Raw genomic sequence first — 19754 nt, 5'->3', positions numbered from 1 at the left:
GCGGACACGGGCCGTAGCGTCTGTCCAGGCCTCACGCCTTGTCGTACGTCATGCCGCGTTCGAGCCGGCGCGCGACTAGCGTCGACGGAAACAGGATCGCGAAGTAAATCAGCGCGACGACGGTATAGACCTCGAGCGGCCGGTAGGTGTCGGCGTTGATCAGCGTGGCATTGTAGACCAGATCAGGCACCGCGATCACCGACACCAGCGAGGTGTTCTTCAACTGCGTGACCGACTGGTTGACGTACGGAGCAAGCATCGGTTTCAGCGCCTGCGGCATGATCACGAGCCGCAGCAAACGCCAGGGCCGCAAGCCCAGCGCGCGGGCTGCGTCCCACTGCCCGCGCGCCACGCTCTCGATCGAGCCACGCACGATCTCGGCATAGAACGCGCCACCATAGAGCGACAGCACCGTCATCGCCGCGACATGGGCTGGGATGTTGACGCCGATGACGACGGGAAACGCGTAATAGAACCAGATGATTTGAACGAGCAGCGGCGTGCAGCGAAACAGTTCGATATAGGCGATCAGGAGCCAGTCAATCACCGGATAACGCCGCAGGCGAATAATGCCGACGACAAGGCCGATCAAACTTCCAAGCAAGATGGTGGCGACGGTGTAGATCATCGTCCAGCCGATCCCGAGCCAGAACAAATGGCTGTATTTCGAAAGGATGCCGAAATCCCAGACGTAATTCATCCCGGCCCCTGTCGCCCCACCTCATGCATGGATCAACCGCCCCCTCATCAGATGTAACGGGCCGGCGAAAATGCCGCGACGTCGAATGACGGCGCCTCGCCCGCGATCATCGCGGCCACCGCGGAGCCCGTCGCGGGCCCGGTGGTGAAACCGATATGCTGGTTGCCGAAGGCAAGCCAGAGGCCCTGATGTCGCGGCGCCTTGCCGATCATCGGCAGACTGTCCGGCAAGGTCGGCCGCGCTCCGCGCCAGGGCTCGGCCACGGCCGAGCCAAATTCGACGACGCCGCGCGCCAGCGGCACTACCATGTCGAGCTGCGCCAACGACGATGGCGCGTCGCGGTCGGTCAGTTCGACGCCGGAGGTGACGCGAATGCCATTCTCCATCGGCGTCATCAGGAAACCTCCGTCGGCATCATGGATCGGTCGTTGCAAGCTGCGTGCCGGATTGGGCGCGAACTCCTGGTGATAGCCGCGCTCGACTGCGAGCGGCACGCGATAACCCAGCGGCCTCAAGATGTCAGCCGACCACGGTCCGAGCGCGACCACGACGTGGCGCGCGGAAATCGCGCCATCGCCGAGCACGACGCGCCAGCCGTTATCCGTTACCTCAATCGCCTTGATATCGGATTGGCGAACTTCGCCGCCATTGCCGGCCAGCATCCGCGCATAGGCCTTGGTCACCGCGCCCGGCGAATCCACCGATGCGGTCTGGGTGTGCAGCAATCCGGTCTTGTAGACCGGCAGGATGTTCGGCTCGAGCGCCGAGATCGCCTGGCGGTCGAGCAGTTCGCTCTTGATGCCGAACTCGGCGAGAAACGCCTGCTCTTGTTTGGCGGATTCCGTCGCTTCATTGCGCCACGCCTTGAGCCAGCCCGTCTCGCGGATACGATTTCCGGCATTGGCCTTCACGATCCAGTCGCGGTGCAGTTTCAGCGATGCGCCGATCAGGCCATGAAGTGCGGCGGCGCGCGGCCTTGTGCGCGACGGCATGGCGGCGTTGCCGAGAAAGCGCGCGACCCAGTCGAGATTGCGCATCACCCACAGAGGATCCCAGCGCAACGCGGCGCTGGTGTTGCCGAGATAGGAAGGCAGCGCGCTCCACAATGACGGCCGGTTGAGCGGCAGGATCGAGCCGCTCGAGAGAATGCCGGCATTGCCGTAGGACGTCTCGCTGCCGGGTTCACGGCGGTCGATCACGACCACCGAGAGCCCGCGTTGCCGGGCGGCGATGCCGGCCGAGACACCGACGATACCCGCGCCGAGCACGGCGACATCCACTTGCTTGCCCGCGATACCGTCCGACATTCAGTTCAACCTCTAAATTAAAGTGAGCCCGCCATCGACCGGCAGCGACACGCCGGTCACATGCGAGGCTTCCGCCGACAACAGGAATGCGATCACCGCGGCAACCTCGTCCGACTCGGCAAGGCGCGACAGCGGATTGGCGCTCGCGACCTTCTGCCAGGCTGCGGCGTCGAGCGCACCGGTCAGGCCCTGATCCTTGCGCGTGAAGCCGGGCACGACGACGTTTGCGGTGGCGCCGGTGTCGGCGAGCTCGATCGCAAGACACTTCACCAGCACTTCGAGCGCGGCCTTGGCCGAGCCGGAGCCGGGATAGGTCGAGTCCGGCGTGAAGCGATGCGCGGCAAAACTGGAGACGGCGACGACTCTGGCCTGCGGCCGCTTCAGATCGGAAAGCGCCGCGCTGGTCATTTCATGGAAGCTTGCGGCCATGACCGCAAAGGCGCGTTCGAGGCCCTCGCGCGGCAACTCGCCAAAACCACGGCGGTCGGCAAAACCCGCCGCATGCACGACCCAATCGATGGAACCGAATTTTTCGCGCGCCGCGCTAACGAGCGCAGAGGCTGTTCCGGCTTTCGCCAGGTCGCCGGTCGAAGTGCCAACCTTCGCACCGGCCTTTTCGCATTCGCCCGCGATGGTTTGCAACCGTGAGAGCCCGGCGGCATCGCTGCCCTGACCGTGCAGCATGAGGCGCGCGTCCGGTTTGGCGAGACGCCGCGCCACCGCAGCGCCGATGCCCGACCCCGCCCCCGTAATGATCGCAACCCGCAAAACGCGCCCCTGCCTCAAAAACCCCGGAACAACTATAGGTGCTCGCGAATTGAATGCCAACGATCGCGGTGATCCCGCGGCGAGGCCGAAGGTTGTGCCGGGCCTTCCCCGCATTCCCGCAAGTTCCGCTGATTGCAGATCCGAAAACAGGGAACACAAGCTTTGACTACCCGTTTGCTCCTCACGTCACTTATCGAGGAGGTTTCCATGACCACGAAACTGCTCGCTTCGACGCTTCTGGCGGCTTCCCTGCTCGCAGCGCCGACCATCGCCGTCGCACAGTCGGATACGGCGTCGCCGCCTGCGACCAGCGAAGCCAAGCCGATGGCGCCCAAATCGACGGCGCCGCACAAGCTGCACCATCAAGCCATGGTGCATCATATGAAAACCCATCATTATTTCCGCGCTGGCACGACGACCGGCATGAGCTCGTCGACGAACCGCACGCGCCCTGGCGGCGAAGCGATCTCGCGCAAGCCCGCCGCCGAATAATAACGTAAGCGTTGTGTAAAGAGTGCAGCGCCCCGAGGCCAAACGGCCTCGGGGTACGACCGTGTTGCTGTTGCTGTTAGGCCCGCGCCAATGCCGCCGGCTTTGCCGTGGCGAAACCGATCACCAGCATCGACAGCGCAAGCCCGGCATGCCCCCAGCTGTCGTTCCAGTTGTTGGTGATACAATTGAGGATCATGCCATTGCCGACCCAGAAGCCCATTGCGGCCAGCGCCGCGTAGACCGCGCCAAAAATCTGAAACCACAGCCGCGCGGCGCCTGCGCCCAGGGTCGAGGCCAGCAGGAAAATCACGCCGGAGGCGGCGTGCATGGCGCTGTGCAGCGGGTTCACCATGAAGATACCGAGGAACATATCGTCGACGGTCACGCCCGGGACGAAACCGAGCACGCCGCCGGTGATGAAAGCCCCGCCGTAGAAATATCCGAGTCGTCTGAGCATCGTCACTTCCCTTCGCTCACTTGGTCCCGGCCAGCCCCACGGACTGCATGCTGAGATTCCACAAGTGCTCGCGACTTTCCGTCGTGTTGAACGCGGTCTTGAATTTCGTCTCCCTGCTCCGCGTGAAATATTTCCCGCTCACTTCCGCCACCTCGGGCGACGTCGCCAGATACACCGACGTCGCCGCGCCCTGTTGCGGCGAGATCGCAAATGGCAGTGCGAGCCAGGCGACCGCACGGAAGAAGCCGCGCGCATTGAGCATCATCGGCGTCTTGACGATGCCTGGATGGACCGCGTTGGCCGTAACCGGTGTATTCTTCAGCCGCTCGGCAAGCTCGATCGAAAACAGCAGCATCAACAGCTTGGAATTCGCGTAGGCGCTGAAGGCCGGAAAACGTCGCCCCCGTTGCAGATGTTCGGAATCGAATTTGCCGATCGCATGGACGCTGGAAGAAAGGTTGATGATCCGGCCCTGCCCGGCTCTCTTCAGCGCATCGAGCATGAGCTGCGTCAGATAGAAGGCCGAGAGGTAATTGACCAGGAGCGTCGCTTCAAACCCGTCTTCGGTGAGATCGTTTTCGGAGGCCAGAATGCCGGCATTGTTGACGAGCACGTCGAGCCGGGGATAACGCCGGTGAAACGTTTCGCAAAGCTGACGCACCTGCGCGAACGATCTCAGATCGGCGACGATGGTGTCGATGTCAGGATTATCGGTTTCGGCCGCGATCTCGTTTTTCGCGGCCTCAGCCCGTGCTGCGTCGCGCGCGGCGATGACGACCGAAAATCCGCGGCTAGCGAGTTCGATGGCCGTGGCGCGGCCGATGCCTTCGGTCGCGCCCGTGATCAGGCAGATCGGCTTCTGCATCGATGATCTCTCGCTTCGAAGAGTTTTGCTTCAGGTGCGGTTGATCGAGGTGCCGCCGTCGACGATCATCGCAGCCCCCGTCATGAACGAGGCGTCGTCGGAGGCGAGATAGAGCACCGCGCGCGCAAGCTCCTCCGGCGAAGAGACGCGCTTGAGCGCATGTAGATTGGCGATGAAACCCTGCGCTTCCGCCGTCGCATTCATTTGCCGGTACATCGGCGTATCGACGGCGCCGGGCAGGATCGCGTTGACGCGGATATTTCTCGGGCCAAATTCCGCCGCGAGCGACTGCGTCAGCCCGATGAGGCCGGACTTGCTGGCGCTGTAGCTCGCAACACCGGGAAATCCGACGGTGTGGCCCGCGATGCTCGAGGTGAAGATCAGCGAACCCGCGCCGCGGCGGAGCATCGCCGGAAGCTGGCATTTCGCGCCGAGAAACGCCGCGACCAGGTTGGTGGTGACGGTCTCGACAAAGGACGCGGCGGAAACCTCGATCGTCGGCCCCATCCCGCCAATCGTGCCGGCATTGTTGAAGGCGATATCGAGCCCGCCGAACGTCGTCTCGGCGAGATGGACCAGCGCCCGCGCGTAAGCCTCGTCGCAGACATCGCCGGGCAGCGCCACCGCCTTGCCGCCGCAAGCCTCGATCTCGTCAACCAGGTGGTTGAGTTCGGCCGCGCGCCTTGCGCCAACCACGACCTGCGCGCCCTCTTCAGCGAACAGTTTCGCCGTCGCCTCGCCGATTCCGGAGCTGGCCCCGGTAACGATCGCAACCTTCCCCGCTAGTCTGCCGGCGCTTTTCATGTGGTCCATCATTTTTGTAGTGATCGATACGTTATTACGCATGGTTGCGACACAGCGTCAAGAGATATATATCGATCGCTATGAATAAGGCGGCGCCTTCCTCACGGCCACGCGGACGGCCACGGGCGTTCGATCGCGACGATGCGCTCGATCGCGCGATGCATCTGTTCTGGCGGCGAGGTTATGACGCGACGTCGGTGAGCGACCTGACGGAGACGATGGGCATCACGCCGCCGTCACTCTATGCGGCCTTCGGCGACAAGAAGCGTCTCTTTCTCGAGGCGGTCGATCGTTATCAGAGCGGTCCCGGAAGTTTTGCGCAAGCCGCCTTCAACGAGCCGACCGCCGAGCGCGCGATGCGCCGTCTCTTGATGGATACGATCGAGTCGTTCTTTGAGCCGGGCAATCCGAAGGGCTGCATGGTGGTGCTCGCCGCGACCAACTGCACCACCGACTCCAGCGACATCCTCGACGAACTCGCCGGCCGCCGGCGCATGGCCGAGCGCCTGGTTCGCGATCGCGTTGCCGCCGGTCGCGACGCCGGCGAAATCCCCTCCGGCGCCGATGTCGACGCGTTGGCGGGCATGATCGTCACGACCTTGTACGGTCTTTCGATCAAGGCCCGCGACGGCGCCTCACGCGCCAGCCTGCGCAAGGTCGTCGAACAAATGATGTCGATGTGGCCAGGCCCGCCCGAGCAGGCCGAGCGAGCGCGAGGCCGTTAGCGAACGGCGGCGTTCAAGGCAACACCAGCAGAACGCCGGCGACCAGCATGGCGGCAATCGCCGACAGTCCGAGCGACCAGTGAATCCCGATCAGGCTTCCGAGCAAGCCGACCGAGATGCCGCTGAAGGTCTTCAAGCCGAGGCTTGCCATGTTGAACAGGCCGATGACGCGCCCGCGCTTGTCGAGCGGCGCGTCGAGCTGCACGAGGCTCTGCGCCATGGCGTTGAAGGAGAGTTCAAGGAATCCGGCGGCGAGCAGGAAACCGAGCGCAAGCCAATAGGTATTGGCGAGCGAAAACACCGCCAGCGCCCCGCCCCATAACAGCGCCAGGATCATCGCGGTGCGTGGCTTCGGCGCCAGCAACCCGCCGCCTTCAAGAATCAGGCCCGCCAGCAGCCCGCCGGCGGCATCCGCCGCCAGCAGCATGCTGTAGGCGATGCCGGGATCGCCGTGCCTGAGGTCGGCGGCAAAATTCGGCATCTGCGAGCTATAGGCATTGCCGACAAAGAACGACGCCGCACCGGCCAGCAGCACCATGGAAACGATGGTTGGATGTCCCTTGATGTCTTGGATGGTCGTGAGGATGTCGTTGAGCCCGCGCACCGCGCGCCGGGGTGCGGCGGCAGCAGCCTTGCGGAACTTCGGCCCATAGGGCGCCGAGATCAGCCACAGCACCAGCGGCAGATAGAACACCGTGTTGAGCGCAATGCCGTAGGCAGGCCCGAAGGCAAGCAGAATGGCCGCGCCCACCGCAGGCCCCGCGAGCACCGCGAGATAGCGCGCCATCGCATTCAGCCGCACCGCGCTTTCCAGTTCGGCGGGGCCGACGATGTCGTAGAGCAACATTTGATTTGGCGTTTGCCACAGGACACCGGCGCAGCCGTGGACGACGAGGATCGCCATCGCCTGCCACATCTGCAAGCTATCGGTGAAGAAGAAATAGGCCCAGGCGAGCGAGGCGATGATGAAGAGCGCCATGCCGCACTGGATGACGCGGCGCGGATCGAAGCGCTCGGCGAGCGCGCCGGAGGCGACCGAGAACATCAGGAACGGCAGCCAGTGCGAGACCACGGCAAAACCGCCGAGCGCGGGCGAATGAAATTTCTGGAACACGACCCAGTAGCTGATCACGTGCTCGATATTGTCGGCCATCATCGCGAGCACGAAGGTCGAGAATTGCGCGCGGAATCCTGGGTGGCGCATCGCCGCGAAGGACCGCATTCTCGGCGCCGGGGGTTTAACCCCTGTTGTTGTGTCATCCATTGAAGAAAGATTCCTTCCAAGCCCCCCAGCGGGATAGCAGCTTCGGCACAGGACGCGGAAGGGGCATCGGACGCAGTGTATTACTGCGCCAAACGCAATTCGGATGAAATCCGCTACCCCACCATGTTATTTATCCCGCGATGACCGCCGTGGACCTCAATCTTCTCACCGCGCTGGATGCGCTGCTCGCCGAGGGCAGCGTGGCGGGCGCGGCGCGCCGGCTGGGCCTGAGCGCTTCCGCAATGAGCCGTACGCTGGTGCGGCTGCGTACTGCGACCGGCGACCCGCTGCTCGTTCGCGCCCGCCGCGACCTCGTGCCGACGCCCTATGCCGAGGAACTTCGCGATCGCGTGCGACAGACGGCAACGGATGCGGTCGCGATGCTGCGGCCCGCTGCCGTGACGCCCGACCTTTCCGGATTGGAACGGACATTTACGATCCGGGCCAATGACGGTTTTGTCCAGGCTTTCGGCGCGCGCATCCTTGGCGCGATAAAGGACGCGGCGCCCGGCGTGCGCCTGCGTTTTGCACCGAAGCCGGACAAGGACGTGCGGGCGTTGCGGGAAGGGTCGACCTCGAGATTGGCGTTCTCGGCCAGTCGGGACCGGAGGTGCGCCTTCAGGCGCTGTTCCGCGATCACTTCGTCGGCGCGGTGCGCGTAGGGCATCCTGGCAGGGGGCAAGATCACGCCCGAGCGCTACGCGGCCTGCGATCATGTCGTGGTCTCGCGCCGCGGCAGCGCGAGCGGCCCGGTCGATTCCGCGCTCGCCGACCTCGGACTTGAGCGCAACGTTGTCGCCGTCGTGCCCGGCTTTGCCGAAGCGCTGGCGATTGCGAGCACGTCCGACCTCGTGGCCCTCGTCACGGCTTCGTTTCACAAAACGGCGCATGGCGATCAGCCCAAGACCGCCCGCCGGCGCACACGTGCCTTTCCCTTGCCGGTGCAAACCGACCCGGTCACGGTGTCCCAGATCTGGCACCCGCGCCTAGATGCCGACCCGGCGCATCGATGGCTTCGCGGCCTGTTGCTGGCGGTCTGCCGGGACTGAAAGCCGGCCTCAAGTTTCAGATCCGGATGTCGCGAGCGGCAAATCCGCCAGCCGTATGGCTGCTCCGTGCCGGCGGCAGCATCGTCATTTTTTGAAACAAATCAAAAGTTTGGCGAGCGAAGCGCGCACGCCGTTTTAGAGGTGTCATGAAACTGTCACTTACCCTTCTAATTGAGCTTTTATGCAATGGACATTGCTTATGTGGTCCAACATGGAAGGACTGGTACAATGACGGCTGGTAATGGGCACGCTTCGTTTTCCGAAGAGACCCCGTCGCAGGCCCACGAAGATGGCGTGGTCGGCAAGGCGGTTGCCGCGGTAGCCGTGGTCGCTGTGGGCGCTGCATTGTTCGAGGTTGCCCTTTTGCCGGGCATTGCGCTCGGCGCCGCCGCTGTCGCCGCCCCGAAATACCTTCCGAAACTCGGCGGCGCGCTGAACCCGCTGTTCAAGTCGACGGTTCGCGGCACCTACAAGCTCGCCCAGAAGTCCAAGGAAATGTTCCACGAGGCGCGCGAGCACGTGCATGACGCCGTGGCCGAAGCGAAGGCCGAGGCCGAGACCGCCGCAAAGGACGCGGATCGTCACACGGCCTGATCGGGGCTTTGGACCTGCCTTCGGGCTTTCCCGGATGAGAGCTTGAGCCATGCCGACGACCATGAACGTGCAAGTTGCCCATCAGGTCCCTGGCCGCGTTCGGCTCAAAGTGCCCGGCGTGAAAGAGAGCCCGGAGCTGGTCGACCAGATCAAGCAGATGTTCAATGCGATCCCGGGCATCGAGGAAGTCACGGTCAACCCGACCACCGGCAGCGTGGTGCTGCGCTACGACACCGATCATCACGACGCCTTCCACGGCCACCTCGAGAAGCATCACACCGGCGGCCACGAGCGGCCCCCGACCAACGAGATCGACGCGCTCGCCAGCAAGATCGAGCAGGAAGCCGAATATCTCGCCGAGCATTCCCACACCGCCCGCGTCATCGTCGATTACTTCAGGCATTTCGATGAAGGCATTAAACTTGCGACCGGAAACGTCGTCGATCTGAAGATCGTGCTCGCTTTGGGCATTGCCGGTTTCACCATTTTCGAGGTCGGCGCCAGCGCCGCAACGCCCGTGTGGGTCACGATTTCGATCTTTGCGCTCAACCATATGATTCAAGCCGGTATGGCCGAGGCCGCGCGTGCGGCCGATGAAGATCCGGAAGAAGAAGAGGAGATTCTCGCACCCGCCTGATCGCATTGACTGATCGACTAGTGCCCACTTTCCGAAGTTCGTGCTCCCTTGCAGCACCCACCGTCACGAACTTCGGAAAGTCATGGGCACTAGCAAACTTATTGATTCTAGTACCGCTTCCCTATTTGAAGTTCCTGGATCGAATTTGCCGCTTGTGGTGCAGGAACTTCTAATAGGCGGTACTAGGGTGGGCGGCGAGATCACGACTCCATGGAATGTTCGATCCGACATCTGATGAGGGGACGGGCGAGACTCACCGTTCCGGCGCTTCGCGATCGGCGTCTCGGCGGAAAATTTCTCGGCTGGCTCGGCGGGCAGTCGGGCGTTCGCACCGCACGCATCAATTACGACTGCGCAAGCCTCGTGATCGAGTACGATCCCGTTCATGAGCCGCTGCTGATGGCGCAGCTCGAACGCTTCAAGAGCTTGAGCCTTGCCGAGATCAAGGCGCTCTGCGCCACGCAAGCTCCGCCCGAAGCGTCATCGAAGCCGACGACGCCGGTGATTTCCAAGGACGCGCCGCTGGCGCTGCCCACGCTTTCGCTGCTGATGGCGTTTTCCGCCAATCCCGTCGTCATGGCCATCAACACGCCGTTGATGCTGTGGAATGCGATCCCGATCGCCAGACGCGCCTGGAAGGTGTGGTCGAACGAGAGCCGGCTCAATATCGACGTGCTCGACACGCTCGCGATCTCAGCCTCGATGCTGCAAGGCAATCCGCTTGCGGGGTGCATCGTCACCTGGCTGATCAAGCTCGGCGACTGGATCCGCGATCTGACCGCGGCGGGCCAGAAACGCGCGATCAGCGAACTCCTGGAATTCCAGACCAGGACCGCCTGGCTGTTGTGCGACGGCCAGGTGGTGCAGATCCCGGCAACCGAGTTGAAGGTCGACGATCTCGTCGTCGTCTATCCGGGCGAGATGATCCCGGTCGATGGCGAGATCATCGACGGCCAGGCCACCATCGACCAGAAGACCATCACCGGCGAAGGCCTGCCGGTCTCGCGTTCCAAAGGCGAAGCCGCCTTTGCCGCGACCGTGATCCGCGAAGGCCAGATCACCATCCGCAGCTTGCGCGTCGGCACTGCCACCACCGCCGGGCAAATCGTTCGTCTGGTCGAAAGCGCGCCGATCGGCGACACCCGCATGCAGAACCATGCCGAGCGTTTTGCCGATGGCCTGGTGGCGCCGACACTGGCGCTCGCCGCCGGCACCGCGGCCGTGACCGGCGACTTCAACCGCTTCCTGTCGCTTGTGATCGTCGACTTCGGCACCGGCATCCGCGTCGCGGCGCCGACATCGGTGCTGGCCTCGATGACGCATGCGGCGCGCTCCGGCATGATCATCAAGAGCGGCGGCCACATGGAAAAGCTCGCCGACATCGACACCGTGGTCTTCGACAAGACCGGCACGCTGACGCACGGCACGCCCGCCGTCATCGATGTGCTGTCCTATCAGAACCACATCACGCCGAACCATCTGCTCGGACTGGCGGCCGCCGCCGAAACCAAGCTTCAGCACCCGGTTGCCGAAGCGCTGCGCAGCCGGGCGCGCGAACTTGGCGTCAATGTCCCGCCCTGCCACGAGACGCAATACCGGCTTGGGCTCGGGGTCGAGGGCCAGGTCAACGGCTATGACGTCCATGTCGGCAACGAGCGCTTCATGCGCCAATGCAACATCTCGACCGATAAATCCGTGATCGACCGCGCCGGCCTCGATGAAAAGGGCTTTTCGAGCCTCTATATCGCGGTCGACGGCGACCTTGCCGGGCTTGTTCCCTATTCCGACAAGATTCGCGACGAGAGCCGGCAGGTGATCCGGAAGCTGCACGAGATGGGCATCAAGAACACCATCATGCTGACCGGCGACAACGCCGTGGTCGCGCGTGCGGTGTGCAACGACATCGGGCTGACGCGGCACTTTGCGGACATGCTGCCCGCGGACAAGGCGAGCGTGATCCAGGATTTGCAGCGTCAAGGCCGCCGCGTCGCCATGGTCGGCGACGGCATCAACGACTCGCCGGCCCTGAGTTTTGCCGATGTCGGCATCGCCATGAAGCACGGCGCCGAAGTCACGCACGAATCCGCCGACGTCGTGCTGATGGAAGATTCGCTGTGGAAGCTCGTGCAGGCGGTCGAGATTTCGCGCGGCGCGGTCTCTCTGATCAGGCAGAACTATGCGATCGTCGCCACGCTCAACGCCATCGCGCTCGGGCTGGCGCTGCCGGGCGGATTGATCACACCGGAAGTCACCGCGCTCATCTCCAACGGTTCGGCGATCCTGGCAAGCGCCAACGGCGTCCGGCCGATGCTACGGTACCAATGAACGGCCCGGCCGCCCTCGCCACCACGATCTCCACGGCCGACCACGCCGCCTTGCAAAAGGCGGTCAAATACCTGGAGGGGCGGAACTTCGCCGCCCGCCTCGCCGACTATGCCGGCGTGCCCATCCATCGCGTGCTCGGCTTTCTGCCCAAGGCGCTGAACAAGCAGCTCTCCGGCGCGGTGCGCACGGCGGTGCTGAAGGGGCTCGAAGTCGCCGTCGATACGCTCGACGAGAAACCGCCGCGCTCGCCTTCGACGGGATTTTCGTCATTCCTCGCCGGCGTCACAGGCGGCGTCAGCGGATTGTTCGGCTTCGGCGCGCTCGCGGTCGAACTGCCGCTGACCACGACCTTGATGCTGCGCGCGATTGCCGAAATCGCCCAGCACCAGGGCGAAGACCTCTCCACCTTGGAAGCGCGCCTCGCCTGTCTCGAAGTGTTTGCCTACGGCGCCAAGCGCAACGAGGACAATCTCGACGTCGGCTACTACGCAGCGCGCGCGCTGATCAGCAAATACACCCACGATATCGCAGCGCTGGCGCTGGAACGCGGCGCGATCGACGCGTCGGCGCCGGTGGTCGCAAGCCTCGTCAGCGAAATCGTCTCGCGCTTTGGTCTCGTGGTTTCCGACAAGGTCGCCGCCGGCGCGCTGCCGATCATCGGCGCGGTCGGTGGCGCCACGGTCAATATCGTGTTCATGGACCATTTCCAGCGGGTCGCCCACGCCCACTTTACGCTGCGGCGACTGGAACGTATCTATGGCAGCTCCCATATTAAGCAGCGATATGCTGAACTCTCTGCCCCCTAGTGGAGTAGATTTGACATTCGCCAGCCTTACTATGTCCCAACCCTCATGGTGAGGAGCCGCGAAGCGGCGTCTCGAACCCTGAGGCCTCAGACGGGCCTACATCCTTCGAGACGCGCGCAACGCGCGCTCCTCAGGATGAGGGCTTTGACACTAGCCCCAAAACCCAATGCGGTCTCCTGATCTAGCACCTCCTGAAACGAAACCGCCCGAAGCGAAACCGCGGCCGAGCCGGATCGCGGTCGCGGGCGGCAGCATGGAAGAGCGCCGGCAGGCGCTGCGCCAGGCGCGCACCTTTGCGACCTCGCTGCTCGTCCTGATGCTGGTGATCTTTGTCGCGACCTCGGTCTGGATGAAGGACTGGCCGTGGCTCGCTTATGTCAGGGCGTTTGCCGAGGCCGGCATGATCGGCGCCAGCGCCGACTGGTTTGCCGTGGTGGCGCTGTTTCGCCATCCGCTCGGCATTCCGATTCCTCATACCGCAATCGTCGCCAACAGCAAGGAGCGCATTGGGGTCGCGATCGGCCGTTTCATGGCCAACAATTTCCTTTCGCCGCGGGTGCTGGCCGAGCGCATCCGCGACGTCGACATCGGTGGCTGGGTCGGGCGCTGGCTGATGCGCGGCGACAACGCCAAGAACGTGGCGCAGCGCGCGACCTCGTCCCTCAACCAGGCGCTGTCGGCGCTGCCGCGCGAGGACCTTAATGCTTTTTTGAGCAGCGCGGTGCGCGGCGGCATCGAGCGCATTCCGGCCTCTGCTTTCGCCTCAAAGGTGCTGTCGCTTCTGTGGGCCCACGGCGAAATGCAGGCGCTCGCCGAAAGACTTCTCGACTGGGCCTCTACGACGCTGGCGAATAACCGCGAGACGCTCCGCGACAAGGTATCCAGGCGCACCTCGCGTCTGATCCCGAAATGGATCGACGGCATCGTGGCCGACAAGATCATCGACGGCGTGTTGCGGATTCTCGAAGAAATGCGCGAGCCGAGCCACCCCTGGCGGATCGAGATGACGACAACCATCGAGGAGTTGATCGGTGATCTCGCCACCAAACCCGAAATGATCGAAAAGGGCGAAGAGCTGAAAGCCAAACTGCTCGCAACGCCCGCGGTGATCGGGCAGATCGACGGGCTCTGGGTGTCGATCGAAAACCGCCTCGAAGCGCCGGAGACGCAGGCACAATTGACAAGAGTCATCGAGCGTCTGCTGACCGGCTTGGGGACGCGAATTCAGAACGACGACAACTTCCGCACCGGCATCAACCGCTGGCTTCGCGTCGCGGTGCTGCGCACGGTGGCGCCGCGGCGCAAGGAAATCGCCGAATTCATCCGCAAGGTGGTCGAGAATTGGGACACGGAGACGCTGACCGAGCGTATCGAGCTCACTGTGGGGCGCGACCTGCAATATATCCGCATCAACGGCACGCTCGTCGGCGGCCTGGTCGGGCTGATCATCTTTGCGGTGACGCAGCTGTTCGAGTAGTTCCGCGATGCGGTAGAGACGTGTCGCGCTGATGACGAGGGGCTCACAAACCATCAACATAACGTGCGCGACAAACGACGTATAAGCGCGTTCGAGCTCGACATTCGGCCGGTCGTTAACCGACTGCCCCGCCTCATCGTCGCAAGCCATGTTGACGGTTTTGCCGGAAAAACCGCAGTCCGAACGTCACACCCTTCACTTTCGCTGACGCCTGTGGCGTGCCGGGCCAGACAAATCAGCCAGGCGAGCGTTCAAGTTTGCCTTGATATGTCGACGATCATTCTCCGGACGCGATCCGGACAGGAAAGACGGTGAGGGAATTTCAGGCCGCTCCGGCCGGTCTGATTGCAGCGAGCTACATCAGCATCGCGCGCATCAGCGCTCACAAGAGAGATGGAAACGCCAAAATGACCAAAGCCAAAATGCTAAGTGGAGTGATGATTCTCTTCGCCACTGTTGCCACGCCAGTGCTGGCTCAGGACGCCGGCAAGCGCGGGCCGGCAAACGGCTACAACCTGGTGTCCCAGTCCAGCCCGCGCGGAGCGTATAATCAGGCGAACGAGCCGTCCTACAATGCCAACCGGATACGGGACCGCTGGTCTCCGGAGAATTCCGGCAACGTTGATAGGGACCCGCAGATCACGGGCGGCGAAGACATCACACGGCGCCCTGCCGGCAGCTGATTTCGAGTTGCTGGAATGTATTCGACCGGCGCGCGGTCCGCGTGGCGGGAATATCCATCCACGTCATTGCAAGTGATGGCGCGCCCGCTTCTCTTGCAATGACGAGGCTTTTTTGACAGCTGATCCTATTTCTTGCCGTCGAGAAACTGGCGTATCGCCTTGATGGTCGCCACGGGCTGTTCTTCCATCAACCAATGGCCGGCGTCAGGAATGACCACCTCGGTTACGTCAGTGGCCGCATTCCGCATCACAACGGCTTCCATCGCGCCGAAGGATTTCTCGCCACCGATCGCCAGCACAGGAACGGTCAACTTCGTTGCGATCGCTTTCTTGTTGTCTTCGGCATCTTTGCGGATCGACCTGAACTGGGCGAATGCGGCATGCATGGCGCCGGGTCTCGCATAGAGTGTTGTATAGTGGTGACGCGTCGCTTCGCTGATTTTTGACGGCGTGCCCGCGAAATCATTCCAGAAGCGGTCCAGATAGATGCGTTCGCGGCCCTTGACCAACCGCTCCATGTCGCTGCCGCCGAGGTCAAAGTGCCAAAGCTGCTGGCTGCGAACAATCTCGTCCCACGGCGGCACACCAGGCACGGGAGCATCCATGACGACCAGCTTTTCGGTCATGTCGCGATATCGCGCCGCGTAAGCATAAGCCACCATGGTTCCGATATCGTGTCCGACGACATCGGCTTTTTCGATGCCGAGCGCCTGCAAGACGCCGCGCATGTCGGCCGCCTGGGTCCATTTATCGTAGCCATTATCGGGCTTGCCGGAGAGGCCCATGCCGCGCAAATCCGGCACGACCACGGTGTGATCGCGCGCCAGCTCCGCCGCAAGCCTGGCCCACATGTCGCCAGTATCGCCAAAGCCGTGGATCAGGATCACCGCGGGACCCTGACCGCCAGTACGAACATAGATCTGGGTGCCATTGGCCGCGATGGTCCTGGTTTTAAAACCGGACGGGAAGGATTCGATGTCGGCGCGGGCTGCTACAGGACCGAGCAGCATGAGAAGAATTGCAAAGCATCTTGCGCGCACCAACGTCCCCCGATCTTTTTCCATTGCAGCACAGACGGGTCGATCTAAGTGCGTCTTCGTGAAATTGTCCAGTGTCGGTGCGCCGGCTTGCAGAATCCGGCCATCGCTTTCGCGCGCTGCGTCAGTTCGCGCGCACTTGACAAAAGCCGCCACGACGCCGCGTCACGTCGCTCAGTACGCCCGCAGTCGAAACAGCGGCCGGGTCCAGAGCGCACGCGCCGTCCGCGCTGCCTTCACCGCGATGAGACCGCGGAAACACACCAGAAATGAACGTCGATCCACAATAGACTCCTTTATGTTCTTACTGCGCTAAAACCCTCATGGTGAGGAGGCGCGCGTGCCCGAGCAGGCCAAGCGCAAGCGAGGCCGTTAGCGAATGGCACAAGATTAACGCGCCGCCACTGGACGATGCTTCGCATCGCCAGGAGAACCATGAGGCCCCGATATTGGCTTCATCCTTCGAGACGCCGCTTTGCGGCTCCTCAGGATGAGGAAGAAGTATTCAAACGTCTAAACGAATTTCCTCGGCGTCCGCCATGCGCCGGATCGAATCATCGAACGACAACCGATCCGGATTTTCCGCCGGCTGACTTCGCAGTTGTTCGTTCAGCCTGTTCGAGCAGGAACTTGCGGCCGTCGCGCAAGGCAGCATAGGCGGCCCACGGCACGAACTTGATCAGCGGAAACGGAAAGCTCGAGCGCGGCGAGACATCGATATTGACGCCGGAAATGAACAAAAGATTCTTTCCGTAATAGGCCGGCTCGCGCAGAATGCTGCGGTAGCAGCGATCGAATTCGACTTGCGTCACGAAGCGCGCCGCATCGAGCGCGGGATTCGCCGAGGTCACCAGCGCCGGCATCGCCGGCAGCAGCTCCTGCTCCAGGATGTCATGCTCTTCGGGGTCGCGGGACAGTTGCCGCTGGAAGGTGAAGAGATCGGCGTTGAGGTGTTCTCCCAAGGCCTGCGATTCATCCCGCCACTGGTCGGCGCCGAGGTGCTCGCGCAAATTCTTCGAGGCGCGAAACGCCTTTGAGGTCGCGAGCGCGCGCACGGGATCGGAAGAGCCCTCGACCAGGAGATCGAGTTTCGGAAACAGGCCTTCCGAACGTTTGTCGTCGAGATATTGATTGTCGAGATAGACGACCTGTTCGCCGTCGAGACGGCCAAAACGAATGAGCTCGCGCGCAGCTTTGTATTCGTCGTGATACCAGTGCAGCACCGCAGCCAGCTTGCCGCAATTGGAGCCGAAACCACAGCCGTCGGTGCGCTCGCGCATATAGACGCCGAAGCGGCCGGAATCGGCGTCATAGCCGACATGGCTCGCCTGGATGATGACGAGGTCCTCGCCATGGTTCGCGTAAGGACCGTGGCGGTTGATGGATACCTTGCCGCCGACGCGGCCGTGGTCGAATGGAAAGGTGCCGAAATGCTGGGCAATCAGGATGACCGGATAACCCTGGCCTTCGTCCGAACAAAACGCCCGCGACGGCAGCATGCGGTGGCGCTCAAAGCCAAGGGAACGGCAAAGGTTATAAAGGCGGGGGACAAACACGCTGTAGCGCATCGCATAGGGACCGATCCGCAAATTCTCGATCATCCGCTGCATCGACGCGCCCCCTTTGGAATCCGTGGTAGAGGCCGTCCTTGACGGTGATATGAAGGCTACCGGTAACCGGCTCCTGCGGCGGGGTTGGGCGCTACATCCGGCAACTGTCATAACCCCGTCAAAGGACGAGGGAATTTTAGGGGCAACGCGGGACAATAGGGGATTTCGATGACCGAGACGATTGCGGCCGACGGCGCCAATATGCGCAAGCTGATCGACGCCGACCTTCAGGACACGCTCGACGAAGAGATCGAGATGGAGCTCGACGACCACCGGCTCCAGACGCTTCAAGGCGAAACCAATGCCCGCGACGCCGATGAGGGGATGGACCGCCAGCAGTACTTCCAGGAGCTGTTGCGGCTGCAAGGCGAGCTCGTGAAGTTGCAGGACTGGGTGCAGCATCAGAAGCTGAAAGTGGTCGTGATCTTCGAGGGCCGCGACTCCGCCGGCAAGGGCGGCGTGATCAAACGCATCACCCAGCGCCTCAATCCGCGGATCTGCCGTGTCGCGGCGCTGCCCGCGCCCAACGAGCGCGAGCGCACGCAATGGTACTTCCAGCGCTACGCCACGCACCTGCCGGCCGGCGGCGAGATCGTGCTGTTCGACCGCTCCTGGTACAACCGCGCCGGCGTCGAACGCGTGATGGGCTTTTGCACCGAAGACCAGGTCGAAGAGTTCTTCCGTACCGTGCCGGAGTTCGAGCGCATGCTGGTGCGTTCCGGCATCATCCTCGTCAAATACTGGTTCTCGATCACCGATGAAGAGCAGCAGTTCCGCTTCATGATGCGCATCCACGATCCGCTCAAGCAATGGAAGCTGTCGCCCATGGACGTGCAGTCCCGCGCGCGCTGGGAGCAATACACCAAGGCCAAGGAAGACATGCTGCACCGGACCCATATTCCGGAAGCGCCGTGGTGGGTGGTCGAGGCCGTCGACAAGAAACGCGCGCGGCTGAACTGCATCTCGCATCTGTTGACGCAGATTCCCTATGGCGACGTCACGCATCCGAGCGTCACGCTGCCGGACCGCATTCACGATCCGGCCTATCGCCGCGATCACATCCCGGAAGAGATGTTCGTGCCGAAGGTTTATTGAGGGCGCGGATTTTTTGGGAGCAAGCCACTCAAAACTGAATGGCATCCATATTGCAATGTCTCCCTTCCGCGGGCCTGATACGGAGGCCGCGGCAAGGGAGGCAACCAATGGACCACACGCTTCGTTCGACACCCGGCAATGTGCATTGGGGCCTGTGGGACGCCACGCTGCCGCCGGTACTCAGGATCGCCTCGGGCGACCGCGTCACCATCGAGACGCTGTCCGGCGAGCCCGAAGACTTGCCGGAGCCGGGTTCCGGCTTTGCGGTGTTGCCGGATCATGAAGAGGTCCTGACGCGCACGTTTCGCGGACCGGGTCCGCATCTGCTCACCGGGCCGATTTACGTCGAGGGCGCGGAGCCGGGCGACGTGCTGGAAGTGCGCCTGCTCGACATCCAGCTGCGTACCGACTGGGGCTGGAATCTCCAGTTGCCGTTCTGGGGCACGCTGCCGGAAGATTTCCCGGAATTGCGAAGGATTCATATTCCGCTCGACCGGACGCGCAACGTCGCCAAGATGCCGTGGGGACAGGAGCTGCCCTTAGCACCGTTCTTCGGCAATTTCGGCGTCGCGCCCGCAGCCAGCTGGGGCCGGCTGTCTTCGACCCAGCCGCGGGTGTTCGGCGGCAACATGGACAACAAGGAGCTCGGCGTCGGCACGTCAACCTATTTCCCGGTTTTCGTTCCCGGCGCGCTGTTCTCGGCCGGCGACGGTCATGGCGTGCAGGGCGATGGCGAGGTTTGTCTCACCGCGATCGAGCTGCCACTGACCGGCACTTTCGAATTCCATGTGCGCAAGGACATGAAGCTGACGACGCCGCGGGCTGAGAAGCCAGACGCCTGGATCACCATGGGCTTCGACGAGGATCTCGACGATGCCGTGAAGCAGGCGCTGCGCGACATGATCACGCTGATCTGCGATCATTCCGGCATTTCCAAACAGGATGCCTACACGCTGTGCTCGCTGGCGGCGGATTTGCGCGTCACACAGATGGTCGACCTCAACAAGGGCATCCATTGCGTGCTGCCGAAGGCGCGCCTGCCGAAGCGCCTGTGACACG

General features: G+C 62.9%; 19 protein-coding genes and 1 pseudogene. 11 read left to right on the top strand and 9 right to left on the bottom strand.

What is annotated here, in order from left to right:
* Positions 1–31 precede the first annotated feature (31 nt).
* Genes BUA38_RS23170 through BUA38_RS23160 form a run of 3 tightly spaced genes read right to left on the bottom strand, consistent with a single transcriptional unit; the run spans position 32 to position 2775 of the window.
* Positions 32–700, bottom strand: a complete 669-nt coding sequence (locus BUA38_RS23170; RefSeq protein ID WP_072821511.1) for an amino acid ABC transporter permease — start codon at positions 698–700, stop codon at positions 32–34.
* Between the two features lie 47 nt (positions 701–747).
* Positions 748–2007, bottom strand: a complete 1260-nt coding sequence (locus tag BUA38_RS23165; RefSeq protein WP_072821509.1) for an NAD(P)/FAD-dependent oxidoreductase — start codon at positions 2005–2007, stop codon at positions 748–750.
* A 12-nt stretch (positions 2008–2019) separates the two neighbouring features.
* The gene (locus BUA38_RS23160) at positions 2020–2775 is read right to left on the bottom strand and encodes an SDR family NAD(P)-dependent oxidoreductase (protein WP_072821507.1); all 756 of its coding nucleotides are present in this window, start codon (positions 2773–2775) and stop codon (positions 2020–2022) included.
* Positions 2776–2982: 207 nt separating this feature from the next.
* Between BUA38_RS23160 and BUA38_RS23155 the strand changes: the two genes are divergently transcribed.
* The gene (locus BUA38_RS23155) at positions 2983–3267 is read left to right on the top strand and encodes a hypothetical protein (RefSeq protein ID WP_072821505.1); all 285 of its coding nucleotides are present in this window, start codon (positions 2983–2985) and stop codon (positions 3265–3267) included.
* Between the two features lie 76 nt (positions 3268–3343).
* Here the strand turns inward: BUA38_RS23155 and BUA38_RS23150 are convergent, their stop codons facing one another.
* Genes BUA38_RS23150 through BUA38_RS23140 form a run of 3 tightly spaced genes read right to left on the bottom strand, consistent with a single transcriptional unit; the run spans position 3344 to position 5393 of the window.
* Positions 3344–3724 (bottom strand): DUF4383 domain-containing protein, encoded by a 381-nt coding sequence (locus BUA38_RS23150; protein ID WP_072821503.1) that lies wholly within the window; start codon positions 3722–3724, stop codon positions 3344–3346.
* 16 nt (positions 3725–3740) lie between these two features.
* Positions 3741–4589 carry an SDR family oxidoreductase gene (locus BUA38_RS23145; protein WP_072821501.1) on the bottom strand — a complete coding sequence of 283 codons (849 nt, stop codon included), beginning with the start codon at positions 4587–4589 and terminating at the stop codon, positions 3741–3743.
* Between the two features lie 30 nt (positions 4590–4619).
* Positions 4620–5393, bottom strand: a complete 774-nt coding sequence (locus tag BUA38_RS23140; RefSeq protein ID WP_072826357.1) for an SDR family oxidoreductase — start codon at positions 5391–5393, stop codon at positions 4620–4622.
* Positions 5394–5473: 80 nt separating this feature from the next.
* On the opposite strand from BUA38_RS23140, the gene BUA38_RS23135 reads away from it, so the two are divergent.
* On the top strand, positions 5474–6118 hold the full coding sequence (locus BUA38_RS23135) for a TetR/AcrR family transcriptional regulator (RefSeq protein WP_072821499.1): 645 nt from the start codon (positions 5474–5476) through the stop codon (positions 6116–6118).
* A 13-nt stretch (positions 6119–6131) separates the two neighbouring features.
* On the opposite strand, the gene BUA38_RS23130 is transcribed toward BUA38_RS23135, so the two are convergent.
* Complete coding sequence (locus BUA38_RS23130) at positions 6132–7340, bottom strand: MFS transporter (RefSeq protein ID WP_244553028.1); 1209 nt, start codon at positions 7338–7340, stop codon at positions 6132–6134.
* Between the two features lie 182 nt (positions 7341–7522).
* Between BUA38_RS23130 and BUA38_RS23125 the strand changes: the two are divergent.
* From BUA38_RS23125 to BUA38_RS23095, 7 genes and pseudogenes are all read left to right on the top strand, one after another.
* A pseudogene (locus BUA38_RS23125) lies at positions 7523–8431 on the top strand (LysR family transcriptional regulator).
* Between the two features lie 228 nt (positions 8432–8659).
* Positions 8660–9025 carry a DUF5132 domain-containing protein gene (locus BUA38_RS23120; RefSeq protein ID WP_072821495.1) on the top strand — a complete coding sequence of 122 codons (366 nt, stop codon included), beginning with the start codon at positions 8660–8662 and terminating at the stop codon, positions 9023–9025.
* 49 nt (positions 9026–9074) lie between these two features.
* Positions 9075–9662 carry an HMA2 domain-containing protein gene (locus BUA38_RS23115; RefSeq protein WP_072821493.1) on the top strand — a complete coding sequence of 196 codons (588 nt, stop codon included), beginning with the start codon at positions 9075–9077 and terminating at the stop codon, positions 9660–9662.
* 234 nt (positions 9663–9896) lie between these two features.
* The gene (locus BUA38_RS23110) at positions 9897–11987 is read left to right on the top strand and encodes a heavy metal translocating P-type ATPase (RefSeq protein ID WP_244553027.1); all 2091 of its coding nucleotides are present in this window, start codon (positions 9897–9899) and stop codon (positions 11985–11987) included.
* Positions 11984–12793 (top strand): EcsC family protein, encoded by an 810-nt coding sequence (locus tag BUA38_RS23105; RefSeq protein ID WP_072821489.1) that lies wholly within the window; start codon positions 11984–11986, stop codon positions 12791–12793. Before BUA38_RS23110 ends, BUA38_RS23105 begins: the two co-directional genes overlap by 4 nt.
* A gap of 253 nt (positions 12794–13046) precedes the next feature.
* Positions 13047–14270, top strand: a complete 1224-nt coding sequence (locus BUA38_RS23100; protein WP_072821487.1) for a DUF445 domain-containing protein — start codon at positions 13047–13049, stop codon at positions 14268–14270.
* A gap of 311 nt (positions 14271–14581) precedes the next feature.
* Positions 14582–14953, top strand: coding sequence for a hypothetical protein (locus tag BUA38_RS23095; RefSeq protein ID WP_072821485.1), 372 nt, complete (start codon positions 14582–14584; stop codon positions 14951–14953).
* Positions 14954–15078: 125 nt separating this feature from the next.
* Here BUA38_RS23095 and BUA38_RS23090 read toward each other — a convergent pair whose 3' ends face one another.
* A complete protein-coding gene (locus tag BUA38_RS23090; protein ID WP_156898668.1) occupies positions 15079–15963 on the bottom strand; it encodes an alpha/beta fold hydrolase in 885 nt (294 codons plus the stop codon).
* A gap of 581 nt (positions 15964–16544) precedes the next feature.
* The gene (locus BUA38_RS23085; RefSeq protein WP_072821483.1) at positions 16545–17600 is read right to left on the bottom strand and encodes a hypothetical protein; all 1056 of its coding nucleotides are present in this window, start codon (positions 17598–17600) and stop codon (positions 16545–16547) included.
* Positions 17601–17801: 201 nt separating this feature from the next.
* On the opposite strand from BUA38_RS23085, the gene ppk2 reads away from it, so the two are divergent.
* Together ppk2 and BUA38_RS23075 are read left to right on the top strand one after the other, a co-directional pair.
* Positions 17802–18695: a polyphosphate kinase 2 gene (gene ppk2 / locus BUA38_RS23080; protein ID WP_425304983.1), complete on the top strand. Its 894-nt coding sequence runs from the start codon at positions 17802–17804 to the stop codon at positions 18693–18695.
* Positions 18696–18802: 107 nt separating this feature from the next.
* Positions 18803–19750: an acetamidase/formamidase family protein gene (locus BUA38_RS23075; protein WP_072821479.1), complete on the top strand. Its 948-nt coding sequence runs from the start codon at positions 18803–18805 to the stop codon at positions 19748–19750.
* The last annotated feature ends 4 nt before the right edge of the window (positions 19751–19754 follow it).

It is taken from the genome of Bradyrhizobium erythrophlei, from assembly GCF_900142985.1.
GTDB classification, from domain to species: Bacteria; Pseudomonadota; Alphaproteobacteria; order Rhizobiales; family Xanthobacteraceae; genus Bradyrhizobium; species Bradyrhizobium erythrophlei_B.
The sequence above is the reverse complement of the archived record's forward strand: the minus strand, read 5'-3'. Positions and strand labels throughout refer to the sequence as shown.